Annotated in this window: 13 protein-coding genes; 8 read left to right on the forward strand and 5 right to left on the reverse strand. The window is 65.8% G+C overall.

The genetic code is table 11. The features are described 5' to 3' along the window. Positions 1 to 5 precede the first annotated feature (5 nt). Complete coding sequence (locus AAFP35_RS04475; protein ID WP_419220342.1) at positions 6 to 515, reverse strand: SdpI family protein; 510 nt, start codon at positions 513 to 515, stop codon at positions 6 to 8. Positions 516 to 668: 153 nt separating this feature from the next. Here AAFP35_RS04475 and leuS point away from each other — a divergent pair, with 153 nt between their 5' ends. Continuing rightward, positions 669 to 3,557: a leucine--tRNA ligase gene (gene leuS, locus AAFP35_RS04480; RefSeq protein ID WP_419220343.1), complete on the forward strand. Its 2,889-nt coding sequence runs from the start codon at positions 669 to 671 to the stop codon at positions 3,555 to 3,557. A gap of 74 nt (positions 3,558 to 3,631) precedes the next feature. Further along, positions 3,632 to 4,069, forward strand: a complete 438-nt coding sequence (locus tag AAFP35_RS04485; protein WP_419220344.1) for a TY-Chap domain-containing protein — start codon at positions 3,632 to 3,634, stop codon at positions 4,067 to 4,069. A gap of 72 nt (positions 4,070 to 4,141) precedes the next feature. Here the strand turns inward: AAFP35_RS04485 and AAFP35_RS04490 are convergent, their stop codons facing one another. Together AAFP35_RS04490 and AAFP35_RS04495 are read right to left on the reverse strand one after the other, a co-directional pair. Then, positions 4,142 to 4,588 (reverse strand): hypothetical protein, encoded by a 447-nt coding sequence (locus AAFP35_RS04490; RefSeq protein WP_419220345.1) that lies wholly within the window; start codon positions 4,586 to 4,588, stop codon positions 4,142 to 4,144. Between the two features lie 18 nt (positions 4,589 to 4,606). Next, the gene (locus tag AAFP35_RS04495) at positions 4,607 to 4,939 is read right to left on the reverse strand and encodes a TfoX/Sxy family protein (RefSeq protein ID WP_419220346.1); all 333 of its coding nucleotides are present in this window, start codon (positions 4,937 to 4,939) and stop codon (positions 4,607 to 4,609) included. Positions 4,940 to 5,002: 63 nt separating this feature from the next. On the opposite strand from AAFP35_RS04495, the gene AAFP35_RS04500 reads away from it, so the two are divergent. Both AAFP35_RS04500 and AAFP35_RS04505 read left to right on the forward strand, forming a co-directional pair. Continuing rightward, positions 5,003 to 6,169 carry an acyl-CoA dehydrogenase family protein gene (locus AAFP35_RS04500; protein ID WP_419220347.1) on the forward strand — a complete coding sequence of 389 codons (1,167 nt, stop codon included), beginning with the start codon at positions 5,003 to 5,005 and terminating at the stop codon, positions 6,167 to 6,169. 79 nt (positions 6,170 to 6,248) lie between these two features. Next, a complete protein-coding gene (locus AAFP35_RS04505; protein ID WP_419220348.1) occupies positions 6,249 to 6,638 on the forward strand; it encodes a nuclear transport factor 2 family protein in 390 nt (129 codons plus the stop codon). Positions 6,639 to 6,714: 76 nt separating this feature from the next. On the opposite strand, the gene AAFP35_RS04510 is transcribed toward AAFP35_RS04505, so the two are convergent. Beyond that, positions 6,715 to 7,395, reverse strand: a complete 681-nt coding sequence (locus tag AAFP35_RS04510) for an SDR family oxidoreductase (protein ID WP_419220349.1) — start codon at positions 7,393 to 7,395, stop codon at positions 6,715 to 6,717. A gap of 81 nt (positions 7,396 to 7,476) precedes the next feature. Between AAFP35_RS04510 and ggh the strand changes: the two genes are divergently transcribed. Further along, a complete protein-coding gene (ggh, locus tag AAFP35_RS04515) occupies positions 7,477 to 8,817 on the forward strand; it encodes a glucosylglycerate hydrolase (protein WP_419220350.1) in 1,341 nt (446 codons plus the stop codon). A gap of 112 nt (positions 8,818 to 8,929) precedes the next feature. Here the strand turns inward: ggh and AAFP35_RS04520 are convergent, their stop codons facing one another. After that, positions 8,930 to 9,934 (reverse strand): AraC family transcriptional regulator, encoded by a 1,005-nt coding sequence (locus AAFP35_RS04520; RefSeq protein WP_419220351.1) that lies wholly within the window; start codon positions 9,932 to 9,934, stop codon positions 8,930 to 8,932. Between the two features lie 135 nt (positions 9,935 to 10,069). On the opposite strand from AAFP35_RS04520, the gene AAFP35_RS04525 reads away from it, so the two are divergent. Genes AAFP35_RS04525 through AAFP35_RS04535 form a run of 3 tightly spaced genes read left to right on the forward strand, consistent with a single transcriptional unit; the run spans position 10,070 to position 13,062 of the window. Next, entirely contained in the window at positions 10,070 to 11,044 is a 975-nt protein-coding gene (locus tag AAFP35_RS04525; protein ID WP_419220352.1) for a quinone oxidoreductase family protein, read from the forward strand. Between the two features lie 35 nt (positions 11,045 to 11,079). Then, positions 11,080 to 11,964 (forward strand): TauD/TfdA dioxygenase family protein, encoded by an 885-nt coding sequence (locus tag AAFP35_RS04530; RefSeq protein WP_419220353.1) that lies wholly within the window; start codon positions 11,080 to 11,082, stop codon positions 11,962 to 11,964. Positions 11,965 to 12,009: 45 nt separating this feature from the next. Then, the gene (locus AAFP35_RS04535; protein ID WP_419220354.1) at positions 12,010 to 13,062 is read left to right on the forward strand and encodes a 3-keto-5-aminohexanoate cleavage protein; all 1,053 of its coding nucleotides are present in this window, start codon (positions 12,010 to 12,012) and stop codon (positions 13,060 to 13,062) included. Positions 13,063 to 13,078 lie beyond the last annotated feature (16 nt).

The following is a 13,078-nucleotide window of genomic DNA, read 5'->3' on the forward strand; positions in this document are numbered from 1 at the left end:
AAGGCTCAGGCCTGCGCGGATTCGTTCGAACAGATGCCGCGCAGCGAGCACGCGCCGCAGCTGGAGGTGCCGCAGTCGGCAGCGTGGTCGGCGGCGTCGGAGGCCGACGTCGCCGCCGGTGACGACTCCTCGTGGTCGTGTGATGAGCAGCACGAGCAGCCGCCGTCGTCGGCGGGTACCGCGCCGGCCGCCCGGACGCCGTAGGCGCTCACCACGCCCACCACGAACAGACCCGCGACGACCCCGACCACGGCGAACACCAGCGACCAGTAGCCGCCCACGCCGAGTGTCAGGACGCCGGCCAGGACGAGAATGCCCGCAGCAGCCAACATGCCGGGCGCAGCGACGCGGTTCGCGGCGACAAACGCCTGGTCAGAGCGCATGGACTCATCAGCACGCACACCCAACCAACGGTTGCGGGGCAGACGGCCGGTCAATCCCAGTACACCTACCGTCGCCCACACCGCGGCCAGCACGAAGACGAGGACGGCGACGACGACAGGCAGGGCACTCACAGCGACAACGATACGACCGACTGCGGTGATGAGCCGAATCAGCGTCGGCAGGACTTGCTCACACTCGATTCACACTCTGCTCGTCCTCTGCTCGTCGAGGTACAGACCACGCCCGTTGACCAGCTGTGGAAACGGACGATTTACGCTGGTCGGGTGACTTCAGCTGATTCTTCGCCCGCCACGGTGCCCGGACACCGTTACACCGCAGAGCTCGCCGGCGAGATCGAGACCCGGTGGCAGCGGAACTGGGCGAACCAGCATGCGTACGAGGCCCCCAATCCGGTGGGTCCGCTCGCCGGTGACCTGACCCCGTTCGGCGGTGGCGCACCCGATGCCTCGGCGAAGCTCTTCGTCCAGGACATGTTCCCCTACCCGTCGGGCTCCGGTCTGCATGTCGGTCACCCGCTCGGATTCATCGCCAGCGACGTGTTCGCGCGGTATCAGCGGATGACCGGTCGCAACGTCCTGCACACGATGGGCTTCGATTCCTTCGGCCTGCCCGCCGAGCAGTACGCGGTGCAGACCGGGACACATCCCCGCACCACCACCGAGGCCAACATCGAGCGCTATCTCGAGCAGATCCGTCGTCTCGGGCTCGGCCACGACGAGCGGCGTCGGGTGGCGACCACCGACGTCGACTTCTATCGCTGGACGCAGTGGATCTTCCTGCAGATCTACAACGCCTGGTACGACACCGACCAGCGCAAGGCGCGGCGGATGTCCGAGCTGGTCGACGAATTCGATTCGGGTGCACGCACTCTCGACGACGGCAGGAAATGGTCGGCGCTCTCGGCCGCCGAACGCAAGGACGTGCTCGACGGGTATCGGCTTGTGTACCAGAGCGATTCGTTGGTCAACTGGTGTCCCGGACTGGGCACCGTGCTGGCCAACGAAGAGGTGACCGCCGACGGGCGCAGCGACCGCGGCAATTTCCCGGTGTTCCGCAAGCATCTGCGGCAATGGATGATGCGCATCACCGCGTACTCCGATCGGCTCCTCGACGACCTGGATCTGCTGGACTGGCCGGACAAGGTCAAGACGATGCAGCGCAACTGGATCGGTCGCTCGCGGGGAGCGCAGGTCGCGTTCCCGGTGCCGGGGTTGTCGGCCGACGGTGTCGACGGCTCGTCGGTGACCATCGAGGTGTTCACCACCCGGCCCGACACCCTCTTCGGTGCGACCTACATGGTCCTCGCTCCCGAGCACCCGCTCGTCGAGGAGCTGACCGCTACCGCGTGGCCGGAGGGTACCGACGACCGGTGGACCGGCGGCGCGGAGAATCCGGCAGACGCGATCAAGGCCTACCGCGCCGCGATCGCCGCGAAGTCCGATCTCGAACGCCAGGAGAACAAGGAGAAGACCGGTGTGTTCACCGGTACGTTCGCGACGAATCCGGTGAACGGGGAACAGGTCCCGGTGTTCATCGCCGATTATGTGCTGATGGGCTACGGCACCGGTGCGATCATGGCCGTGCCCGCCCACGACGGTCGCGACTACGAGTTCGCCACCGTGTTCGGGCTGCCGATCCGTGAGGTGATCGGGTCCGATCAGGGCATCGAGACCGACGCGTACGTCGGGGACGGGCCCGCGGTGAACTCCGACTTCCTCGACGGCCTTCAGGTCGACGACGCCAAGGCGGCGATGATCGAGTGGCTGGAGGGCCACGGCGTGGGGACCGGCACCATCCAGTACAAGTTGCGCGACTGGCTGTTCGCCCGGCAGCGCTACTGGGGTGAACCCTTCCCCATCGTCTACGACGCCGACGGCCAGGCCCATCCGCTGCCGGAATCGCTTCTGCCGGTGGAACTCCCCGAGGTCGAAGATTATGCGCCGGTCTCCTTCGACCCCGACGACGCCGACAGTGAGCCGTCGCCGCCGTTGGCCAAGGCCACCGACTGGATGACCGTCGAACTCGACCTGGGTGACGGGGTGAAGACCTACACGCGCGACGCGAACGTCATGCCCCAGTGGGCCGGCAGCTCGTGGTACCAGCTGCGCTACATCGACCCGACCAACGAGGACACGTTCTGCGCCAAGGAGAACGAGGCGTACTGGATGGGTCCGCGCCCCGCCGAACACGGACCCGACGATCCCGGCGGTCTGGACCTCTACATCGGCGGCGTCGAGCATGCCGTGCTGCACCTGCTGTATTCGCGGTTCTGGCACAAGGTCCTCTTCGACCTGGGCTACGTGACGAGCCGCGAGCCCTACCGGAAGCTGTTCAACCAGGGCATGATCCAGGCGTATGCCTACACCGATTCGCGTGGGGTCTACGTGCCTGCCGACGAGGTCGAGGAGCGAGACGGACAGTTCTTCTTCGACGGCGAGCAGGTGCATCAGGAATACGGAAAGATGGGCAAGTCGCTCAAGAACTCCGTTGCACCCGACGACATCTGCCGTGATTACGGCGCCGACACGCTGCGCGTCTACGAGATGTTCATGGGGCCGCTCGATCAGTCGCGGCCGTGGGCGACCAAAGACGTCGTCGGATCACAGCGCTTCCTGCAGCGCATCTGGCGACTGGTCGTCGACGAGGAGTCGGGGGCGGTACGCTGCTCCGACGACGACCTCGACGACGACACCAAGCGTCTGCTGAACAAGACGATCGCCGGTGTGCGCGACGACTATTCGGAGTTGCGCAACAACACCGCGGTGGCGAAGCTGACCGTGCTGACCAATCATCTGACGAAGAACTTCGAGAAGTCGGGTGCGCCGCGAGCTGCCGTCGAGCCGCTGGTGATCATGCTGGCGCCGCTGGCCCCGCACATCGCCGAGGAACTGTGGCAGCGCCTCGGCCACGAGACCCTGCTGGCGCGCGGGCCGTTCCCGACGGCCGACGAGCAATGGCTCGTGGAGGACACCGTCGAGATCCCGATCCAGGTGAAGGGCAAGGTGCGCAGCCGCATCACGGTTGCCGCCGACGCCGACGAGGCGACCGTGCGTGCCGCAGCTCTCGCCGACGAGAAGATCGCTCCCCTGCTCGACGGTGAGCCACGCAAGGTGATCGTGGTGCCCGGCCGCATGGTCAACGTGGTGCCCTGACGCACTGACCCGCACGGCTCACCCACCACCGCCGTATCCCCCACCTGCCGTGGTCCTCGCGGTACAACGGGACAATGGACGACGCGTGGATACCCGTACGGGCTGGTCTGGAGGACGAACTCGCGAGGTTGGGCGCCGGTGACGCCCTGGTGGTGAGCGAGCCGGATCCGCCCGGCGACTCGTCGGCCCGAAAAGGCGGTCTGCTCGGCAGGCTTCGCTCGCGGCCCGCGACATCGGTGCGTTACGTGCAGTTCCGACGTCTCGATGACGTCCGAATTGCGGCCGAGTGTGTCGGCCATGCGTATCGCGAGATCACGGCGGAGCAGGATGCCCGACTGATCCAACTCGGATGGAGTCCGCCGCAGGGCCTGTACGAGTATCAGTCCGACAACTTCGTCCGGCTGTTCCCGGCGGCGGACGCTGCGCGGGCGGCCCAGGTGGGCGTGGAGGCGTTGGGTGTCCTCGGTGGCGACGCGGCGACCGCATGGACGTGGGAGCGCATCAGCGACTGATGTTCCCGGGTGAGGCGGAGACATTGGCCCATCGACGTGGGAGGCCGCTGTCGTGGCCGACAGCAGCTCGTTTCAGCTGCGTCGTGCGTGGATGATCAGCAGGCCGGTGGCCGCACCGATCGTGGCGATCGCGCCGACTCCGGTGGCCACCCACATGTTCTGGTCATTGTGCGCGGCCTGTTCGTCGCGAGAGCGGCCCATCGACGTAGGTACCGAGCGGATCTGTGCGTACACGTCGTCGAGTGCCGGATCCGGGGCGAAGTCGTCGAGATCGACCGGACGTTGCGGCAGCTGCGCGAGATCGTCCTCGGTCACGAGGGACTCGCCGTCACCGTCGGCGGTCGTGACACAGCGGTCGCCCGCCGCCATCGACTGGCGGCCGCAGGTCACGTCGTCGGTGATGAGATGAAAGCCGCAGTAGCCGACGATGAAGATCCCGAGGATCAGCAGCCCGACCAGCCGTACCGGTACGCGGCCCGATCTCGCATTCTTTCCGCGGAGTCGTCGTTCACCTGCCACACCGGAGATTCTGCACGGTCACTTCGGTGGCAGTTTGCGCGCGTAGGCGGCGCCCAGGGTGACCCAGCGCTGCAACTGTCGCTCGGTGCGGATGCCGTCGTCGGAGATCTGGAGCCATCCGCTGGGCTGGCGGTCGGCGACCGTCATGGGGGTGGTGTGTTCGAACTCGAGGAGTACCTCGGTCTCCTCGGGCGGTACCCGGACCATCAGGCCGCCCTGGTCGCTCGCGGCGACGGCCATGTTCCCGTTGATCAAGAACGCCAGCCCGCCGAACATCGAACGTTCGTCGACGCCGCACTCCTCCGCCAGCATGCCGCGAATACGGAAGGCGAGACCGTCGTCGTAAGTCACGCGTTCGAGAGTAAGCCCTCAACGGGGGTTGGAAAAGAACTTACCGGCCAGTAAGATTGCCGCATGGCGATCAACCTCGAGCTCCCGTCGACTTTCGATTCCACGGTCGAGCGCACACACCTGGCTGCCGAACACTTCCTGCGGCCGGTGTCGCGCAAGTACGACAAGGCCGAACACGAGTACCCGGTGGAACTCGACGAACTCGCGAAGCTCGCCAAGAAGGGCGGTGGCGCGTCGTCCGGGGGCGACCGGCCCAGCGGTGCGAGCATCGGTGCGGTCGTCGCTGCGCGGGAGATGAGCTGGGGAGACGTCGGCCTGTTGCTCTCGATGCCGGGGCAAGGGCTCGGCAACGCGGCGATCGCCGCGGTCGCGAGCCCCGAGCAGCTCGAGGAGTTCTCGGGTGTCTGGGCTGCGATGGCGATCACCGAGCCGAGTTTCGGCTCCGACTCCGCGGCGGTCTCGACGACCGCGGTCCGCGACGGCGACGACTACGTGATCAACGGGGAGAAGATCTTCGTCACCGCAGGTTCGCGGGCCGACCACGTGGTCGTGTGGGCGACGGTGGATCGCAGCGCAGGCCGGGCCGCCATCAAGAGTTTCGTGGTGCCGATGGACACCGAGGGCGTCACCGTCGCGCGGCTCGAACACAAGCTGGGAATCAAGGCCTCGGACACGGCCGTTCTCCGCTTCGAGAACGCTCGGGTGCCCGCGGGCAACCTGCTCGGGTCGCCCGAGGTGGACACCAAGAAGGCGTTCGGCGGGGTCATGCAGACCTTCGACAACACGCGTCCGGTGGTGGCCGCGATGGCCGTCGGTCTCGGCCGGGCGGCGCTCGAGGAACTCCGCCGTGTCCTGGAAGAGGCAGGCCACACGGTCGACTACGACCGTCCGGCCGCCGCCCAGCACGCCGCCGTCAGCGAGTTCATCCGGCTCGAATCCGATTGGGAGGCTTCGTGGTTGCTCACGTTGCGTGCCGCGTGGATGGCCGACGAGAAGCAGCCGAACTCGGCGGAGGCATCCATGTCGAAGGCCAAGGCCGGACGCATGGTCACCGACGTCACCAACAAGGCCGTGGAAATCGCGGCGACGCCCGGTTTCTCCGAGACCTCGTTGCTCGAGAAGTGGGCTCGCGACGCCAAGATCCTCGACATCTTCGAGGGCACCCAGCAGATCCAGCAGCTGATCATCGCCCGTCGTGTGCTGGGGCGGTCGAGCGCCGATCTGAAGTGAGGATCCGCTCGTCGGTGCGGACCGCGGGTGCTACCGTCTCGAAGTAGAACACGTTCTACTTCGACGAAAGGCATTCCGGATGACCGTGGAGCAGGCAACGCTGGCCGAGAAGATCAACGCGACCGTGGACGCGTATGTGAATCTGCTCAACTCGGGTACGGCCGAGCAGATCGCAGACCTCTACGCGGCCACCGCGACCGTCGAGGATCCGATCGGCGCAGAGGTGCGCAACACCCGTGAGCAGCTCGTGGAGTTCTATTCGGTGATCACCGGCATGGACGAGCGGACGGCGACCCTCAAGTGGAAGAAGATCGCGGGCGATACCGCGGTGTTCGAGTTCACCCTGGTCACCGGCACGTCGGGGATGAAGTTCGAGATCACCCCCATCGACATCATGGTGTTCGACGACGAGGGCAAGGTGTCGTCGATGCGCGCGGTCTGGGAGCAGTCGGACCTCAAGCAGCTCTGATCACGAGTGACCGAAATCGTCCCCGTGAGGATGGTCCGTGGGGTATCCCCCAACAGGACCCGTCACGGGGACGTTTTCAGCCGCGCCCGGTCGGCCGCAGCACGATCTCCTCTGGGTGCGCATCAGCCGGTGTCGCGATCGCCTGCACCACGCTGGTCGCGACGGTCGCCGGCGACAGGAACGCCGACGGATCGTAAGCCCGCCCCTCGATCGCCACGATGTCGCGTTGCATGTCGGTGTCGATCCGGCCGGGGAACACCGACGTCACACGCAGTGACGTCTCCTCGGCGCGCAGGGCGTCGGCGAGCGCCCGCAGTCCGAACTTGCTGGCCGCGTACGGCGCCCACCCGGGATTGGCGCGACGACCCGCACCGGAATTGATGAAGACCACATGGCCGGCGGCGTCGCGCAGTGCCGGGAGCAGCAGTCGTGTGAGCTCAGCCGCGGCCACGAGATTCACCTCGAGGACGTGATGCCACTCCTCCACTGTCGTGTCGGCCACCGGTTCGAGGCTGGTGCCGACCCCGGCGCTGTGGACGAGGACGTCCAGCGACGAGATGGCCTCGACGGCAGCCTCGACCTCGTCGTAATCGGTGAGCTCGACGGCAAACGTGCTGGCGCCGTCGAGTTCGGTGGCGAGTCGGTCGAGTTCGGCCGAGGGGCGTCCGCCGAGCAGAAGGTCGTGGGTCGGGGCGAGTTGACGGGCGATTTCGGCACCGAGACCTCGGCTTGCTCCGGTGATCAAAGCGGTTGGCACATCATCGAGATTAGTGCGTGCCCGTCGACTGTCCGGATCACCCGATGCGCGACGCCGCGACGGGCAGGGCAGAATCGACGCGTGGCCCGGTATGGATTCACCCCGACTCAGTTGTCCGCGCGTGCCGCGTATCTGCTCCGCGGCAACGATCTGGGGACCATGACCAGTGCCGCCCCCAAGCTCTACCCACACATGTGGAGCTGGGATGCCGCATTCGTGACGGTCGGGTTGGCGCCGTTGTCGGTGGAGCGGGCCGTGATCGAGATGGACACCCTGCTGTCTGCGCAGTGGGCGAACGGCATGATCCCGCACATCGTGTTCGCGAACGGCCGTGACGGTTACTTCCCGGGGCCGGCGCGCTGGGAGTGCGCGCGCCTGGCCGACTGTGCCCCCGACTATCCGGACACCTCCGGCATCACCCAACCACCCGTGCATGCGATTGCCGTGCAACGCATTCTGGATCATTCGCGCCGGCACGGTCGCACCACACGCGCGGTCGCCAACGAGTTCATCGACCGACGGTGGGGCGCGCTGGTGCGTTGGCATCGGTGGCTCGCCCATGCCCGTGACCCGCACGGCAACGGACGGATCACCCTCTTCCACGGCTGGGAGTCGGGTATGGACAACTCGCCGCGGTGGGACACCGCTTACGCGAATGTGGTTCCGGGGCAAGATCTTCCGCCGTACGAGCGCGCCGACCTCGATCATGTGACGGACGAGTCGATGCGGCCGACCGACCTCGAGTACGACCGCTACATCTGGCTCGTCGAGCAGATGAAACGCGCTCACTACGACGACGACCTGCTGCCCAAGGTGATGAGCTTCGCGGTCGAGGACGTCTTCGTCAGCGCGATCTTCTCGGTCGCCTGCGACGTGCTCGCGACCATCGGCGAGGACTACTCCAAACCCCGATCCGACGTCCGTGACCTCCGTGCCTGGGCCGACCGGTTCCGTGCCGGCGTGGTGGCTGCTGCCAACGATCGCAACGGCGCGGCCCGCGACTACGACCTACGGGCCGACGCGTGGATCACCACCGAGACGATCGCCGCGTTCGCGCCGCTGATCTGCGGTGGTCTGTCCCGGGAACGTGAGCGGGCGCTGCTGCGGCTGTTCGACGGTCCCCGCTTTTGCGGGCATCCCGACCTCCGCTACGCCGTGCCCCCGTCGACGTCGCCGATCTCGATGGACTTTCGTCCGCGCGAGTACTGGCGCGGGCCCGTCTGGCCGGTGATGACGTGGCTGTTCAGTTGGGCGTTCGCGCGGCGCGGTTGGACCGAACGGTCGGCGCGACTCCGCGAGGAGGGGCTGCGGCAGGCCACCGACGGCGCATTCGCGGAGTACTACGAGCCGTTCACGGGCGAACCGTTGGGCAGCATGCAGCAGAGTTGGACCGCGGCCGCGGTGTTGGACTGGCTGGACTGAGCGTCGTGGTGGAGTGCTCCTGCGACAGGAGACGGTCATCGCCACCGCGGCACTGCTCCCCACATGCCCGTGGATTCTCCGCCACCGGACGTCGACGGTAGGTCCTTCGGCCTCACTGGTCAGCGTGCGCGCGTCGCCACGTCGACGGACTCTGGTCGAATCGTCGACGGAACCAACGTGAGAAGTTGCCTGGGGATGAGAATCCCAGCAGGTCAGCGACTTCCGTGAGGCTGTGTCGTCGGCCGGCCACCATGTGTCGCGCGAGTTCGACACGGGTGACGTCGAGCACGGTCGTGAACGTCTGTCCCTCGGCCGCCAGCTTGCGGTGTACGGTCCGGCGGTCCACTCCGAGGCTCCGGGCGACTTGATCGACCGAGCAACGGCCAGTCGGCAACAGGAGTTCGATGAGCTCGCGCACCCTTCGCTCGGTTGTCGGACCAGCAGATGCGGCGATCTCGTCCAGGAACTGGTGGGTGTATCGCCGTAGTTCCGGGTCCGCCAGACCGTTCGGTGTGTCGAGATCCCGGGCGTACAGCGAGATCCCGTCGAAATCCTGATCGAACTGAACCGTAGTGCCGAAGAAGCGGTGGTGATGCGTGGGATCGACCGGGGCCCGATGGGTGAAAGACACCCCTAACGGCTGCCAGTCCGCCGAGATGAATCCTCGGATCAAACTGTGCACCACACCGACCGCGAGATCCATCGATTGCGGAAAGGTGCCCTCCCGGCCGACATCCACCGTGATCGCGATCGTCGCGATTCCGCTCATCTCGGTCAGTCGTGTGCGGACTGCTTCGTTGTACATGTGTTGATGGCGGATCAGGACCTCGAGTGCGCTGCGGACGTCGGGCTCCTCTCGGATGGCGAGGCTCAACGGCCCGAGGTTGGCGAGTCGGCGGTACCCGGCGAGAGTGAGCCCAACGTCTGATCGGCCGGATACACCCGCGGCCAGCTCGAGCAATTCGGCGATCGCGTCGGCCGGGACCCAGCGATCGTGCAGCCGCAGGCTCGCGGGGTCGAGCCCGACCTCTCGGACGAGCTGGGCCGGATCGAACCCGAGAGTGTGCCCGAGCTCGACGAAATTGTTCAGCGACGCGTACCGGGCGAGAGGTTTCATACGTTCACCCTACGTCCCGAAATGATCAGTTCTCTGTCACGTGGGGAAAAGCAAGCCATGCCGCGCCAACCTAATGTCATCTGCATCACATCGGATCGTCGACAGCAGCGACCATCACATCGAGGAGGAGACATCGTGGCAAAAGCTGTGCGCTTCTATGAGACCGGCGGCCCGGAGGTCTTGCGTTGGGAGACCGTCGCGGTCGGGGATCCGGCACCCGGCGAAGTGCGGATCGAGCACAAGGCCGTCGGACTCAACTTCGCCGACACCTATTTTCGGACCGGCTTGTACCCGGCGCCGCTGCCGGCCGGAATGGGAGTCGAGGGCGCCGGCGTGATCACCGCCGTGGGTGAAGGGGTCACGACGGTGTGCACCGGTGATCGGGTGACCTACACCGGAAGTCCGCTCGGGGCGTACAGCACCGAACGGGTGATGCCCGCAGACAGTCTGATTCCCCTTCCCGACGGGGTTGCTTTCGACGTCGCGGCGGCGATGACGATGCGGGGCTTGACGACCGCCTATCTACTGCGGCGGATATGGCCGTTGGTGGCCGGGGACACGGTGTTGCTGCACGCCGCTGCCGGTGGGGTGGGGCTGATCTTCTGCCAGTGGGCGAAGCTTCTGGGTCTCCGTGTGATCGGTACGGTGTCCACCGACCAGAAGGCGGATGTGGCGCGGCGACACGGCTGTGATCACGTCATCGTGTACACCCGCGAGAACGTCGTCGATCGCGTACGCGAACTGACGGACGGCGTAGGTGTGCCGGTGGTCTTCGACAGCATCGGCGCCACCACCTTCCAGTCCTCGTTGCAGTGTGTGGCACGTCGTGGATTACTGGTGTGCTTCGGCACAGCGGCGGGTCCGATCCCGCCGATTGATGCGATGCAACTGGCGACTCAGGGATCGGTGTTCGTCACACGCCCGGCCCTTGCCGACTACATCGCCGATCCCATGGAACGTGCGGTCCTTGCCGGCGAACTGTTCTCCCATGTCCGCGACGGGGGCATCAGCATCGAGATCAATCAGCGCTACGACCTGTCCGATGCTGTTGCAGCACACCGGGATCTAGAGACCGGACGCAGCATCGGCTCGTCGGTCTTCTCGGTCTGAACCACGTCATCCGCGTTCGAGAAAGGACGAATCACATGACCACTGCAACCCGGACGCCGGCACCGACCGCGCTTCGGCACGAACCGCTGACGTGCTCGATCGGAGCCGAGGTGTTCGACGTCGATCTCGGAGAAGTGTCCCGAGACGATGACCTTTTCAGTGAACTGCGAGCGTTGCTCACGCAGCACAAGGTGCTGTTCTTCCGTGACCAAGACTTCACTCGGGCCGAGCACGTGGCACTCGCCGAGCGGTTCGGCCCACTCGAGGATCATCCCGTTGTCGGTAGCGATCCCGATCATCCTGGCCTCGTTCGCATCTACAAGGATCTCGACAGTCCGCCAGAGCATTTCGAGAACGCTTTTCACTGCGACGCGACTTGGCGGGAGAACCCGCCGTTCGGCTGCGTGCTCCGTTGTGTCGAGACGCCGCCGGTGGGTGGGGACACCATCTGGGTCAACATGGCCGAGGCCTACCGCCGTCTCCCAGAGACGCTCAAGGCGCGGATCGCTGGTCTGCGGGCCCGCCACAGCATCGAAGCGACTTTCGGTGCGCGCATGCTCCCCGAACAGCGCCAGGCGTTGCACGAGCGGTACCCCGATGCCGAACATCCAGTGGTGCGTACCCATCCGGAGACCGGCGAGCAGATTCTGTTCGTCAACTCGTTCACCACCCACCTGGTCAACTACCACACCGCTGACAACGTCCGGTTCGGTATCGACTACTCCCCGGGCGCCGGAAACCTGTTGCAGTACCTGATCAGTCAAGCCTCGATTCCCGAGTATCAGGTCCGGTGGCGATGGACTGAGAACAGTGTCGCCATCTGGGACAACAGATGCACCCAACACTATGCGGTGCAGGACTACTGGCCGGCTGTTCGAAAGATGGAGCGCGCCGGCATCCGCGGCGACGTGCCGGCTTGACCAACCAATTCAACTGTCCACCAAACATATCCGAAGGAGATCACCATGCACTTCCACGACGACGCGCTGTTCCCCGAACTGCAGGAGAAGCTCGTCATAACTGCGGCGCCCTATGGGCCCGAATGGGAACTCGACGACTTCCGCGAGGACTTGCCGCTCACCATGGACGAGCACGTGCAGAAGGCCGTGGACTGCTATGACGCCGGGGCCACCGTGCTGCACATCCATGTCCGCGAACTCGACGGCAAGGGAAGCAAGCGGTTGTCGAAGTTCAACGAGTTGCTTGCCGGACTTCGGGAAGCAGTGCCGGAGATGATCCTCCAGGTGGGCGGCTCCATCTCGTTCGCGCCGGAAGGTGATGGGGCCGAGGCGAAGTGGCTGTCCGATGACACCCGCCACATGCTGGCAGAACTGGACCCGGCACCCGACCAGGTGACCATCGCGATCAACACCAGCCAGATGAACATCATGGAACTGATGACCGCCGACGACATCGCAGGGACATCGCTGATGCGACCCGATCTGTCGACGACATACCGCGAGATGACGGTTCCGGCCGGGCCGAGTTGGGTGGAGGAGCACCTGCGACGGCTGCAGGCCGCGGGCATCCAGCCGCACTTCCAGCTCTCGAGCATTCCGCAGCTCGAGACCGTGGAGCGGCTCATCCGCCGGGGTGTCTACACGGGTCCGCTGAACCTCACCTGGGTCGGAATCGGTGGTGGATTCGACGGGCCGAACCCGTACAACATCATGAACTTCATCCAGCGCGTCCCCGATGGTGCCTGCCTGACGCTCGAGACGTTGATGCGCTCGGTCTTGCCGGTCAACGCGATGGCAATCGCGATGGGATTGCACACGCGTTGCGGCAATGAGGACACCATCTGGGGTCGCGTCGGCGAGAAGTTCACGTCCGTCCAGCAGATCCAGCAGCTGGTGCGTATCGCGGGCGAACTGGGCCGCGAGGTGGCCACGGGCAAGGAGGCCCGCGAAATATATCGGATCGGGGACACCTACCGCGACGCCGACGAGACTCTGGCCAAGCTCGGCTACGCACCCAATCGTCGATCGGGCCAAGTCGGCTTCACCCAGCACGCCTGACTCGGCCACCTCCACC

Origin of the sequence: Gordonia sp. CPCC 206044, from assembly GCF_048537895.1 — a bacterium.
Taxonomy (GTDB): Bacteria; Actinomycetota; Actinomycetes; order Mycobacteriales; family Mycobacteriaceae; genus Gordonia.

Coding starts and splice junctions, on each gene's coding strand:
- AAFP35_RS04485 (WP_419220344.1), top strand. CDS start 3,632: ATGGACGACGCGTGGATACCCGTACGGGCTGGTCTGGAGGACGAACTC.
- AAFP35_RS04500 (WP_419220347.1), top strand. CDS start 5,003: ATGGCGATCAACCTCGAGCTCCCGTCGACTTTCGATTCCACGGTCGAG.
- AAFP35_RS04505 (WP_419220348.1), top strand. CDS start 6,249: ATGACCGTGGAGCAGGCAACGCTGGCCGAGAAGATCAACGCGACCGTG.
- AAFP35_RS04520 (WP_419220351.1), bottom strand. CDS start 9,934: ATGAAACCTCTCGCCCGGTACGCGTCGCTGAACAATTTCGTCGAGCTC.
- AAFP35_RS04530 (WP_419220353.1), top strand. CDS start 11,080: ATGACCACTGCAACCCGGACGCCGGCACCGACCGCGCTTCGGCACGAA.
- AAFP35_RS04535 (WP_419220354.1), top strand. CDS start 12,010: ATGCACTTCCACGACGACGCGCTGTTCCCCGAACTGCAGGAGAAGCTC.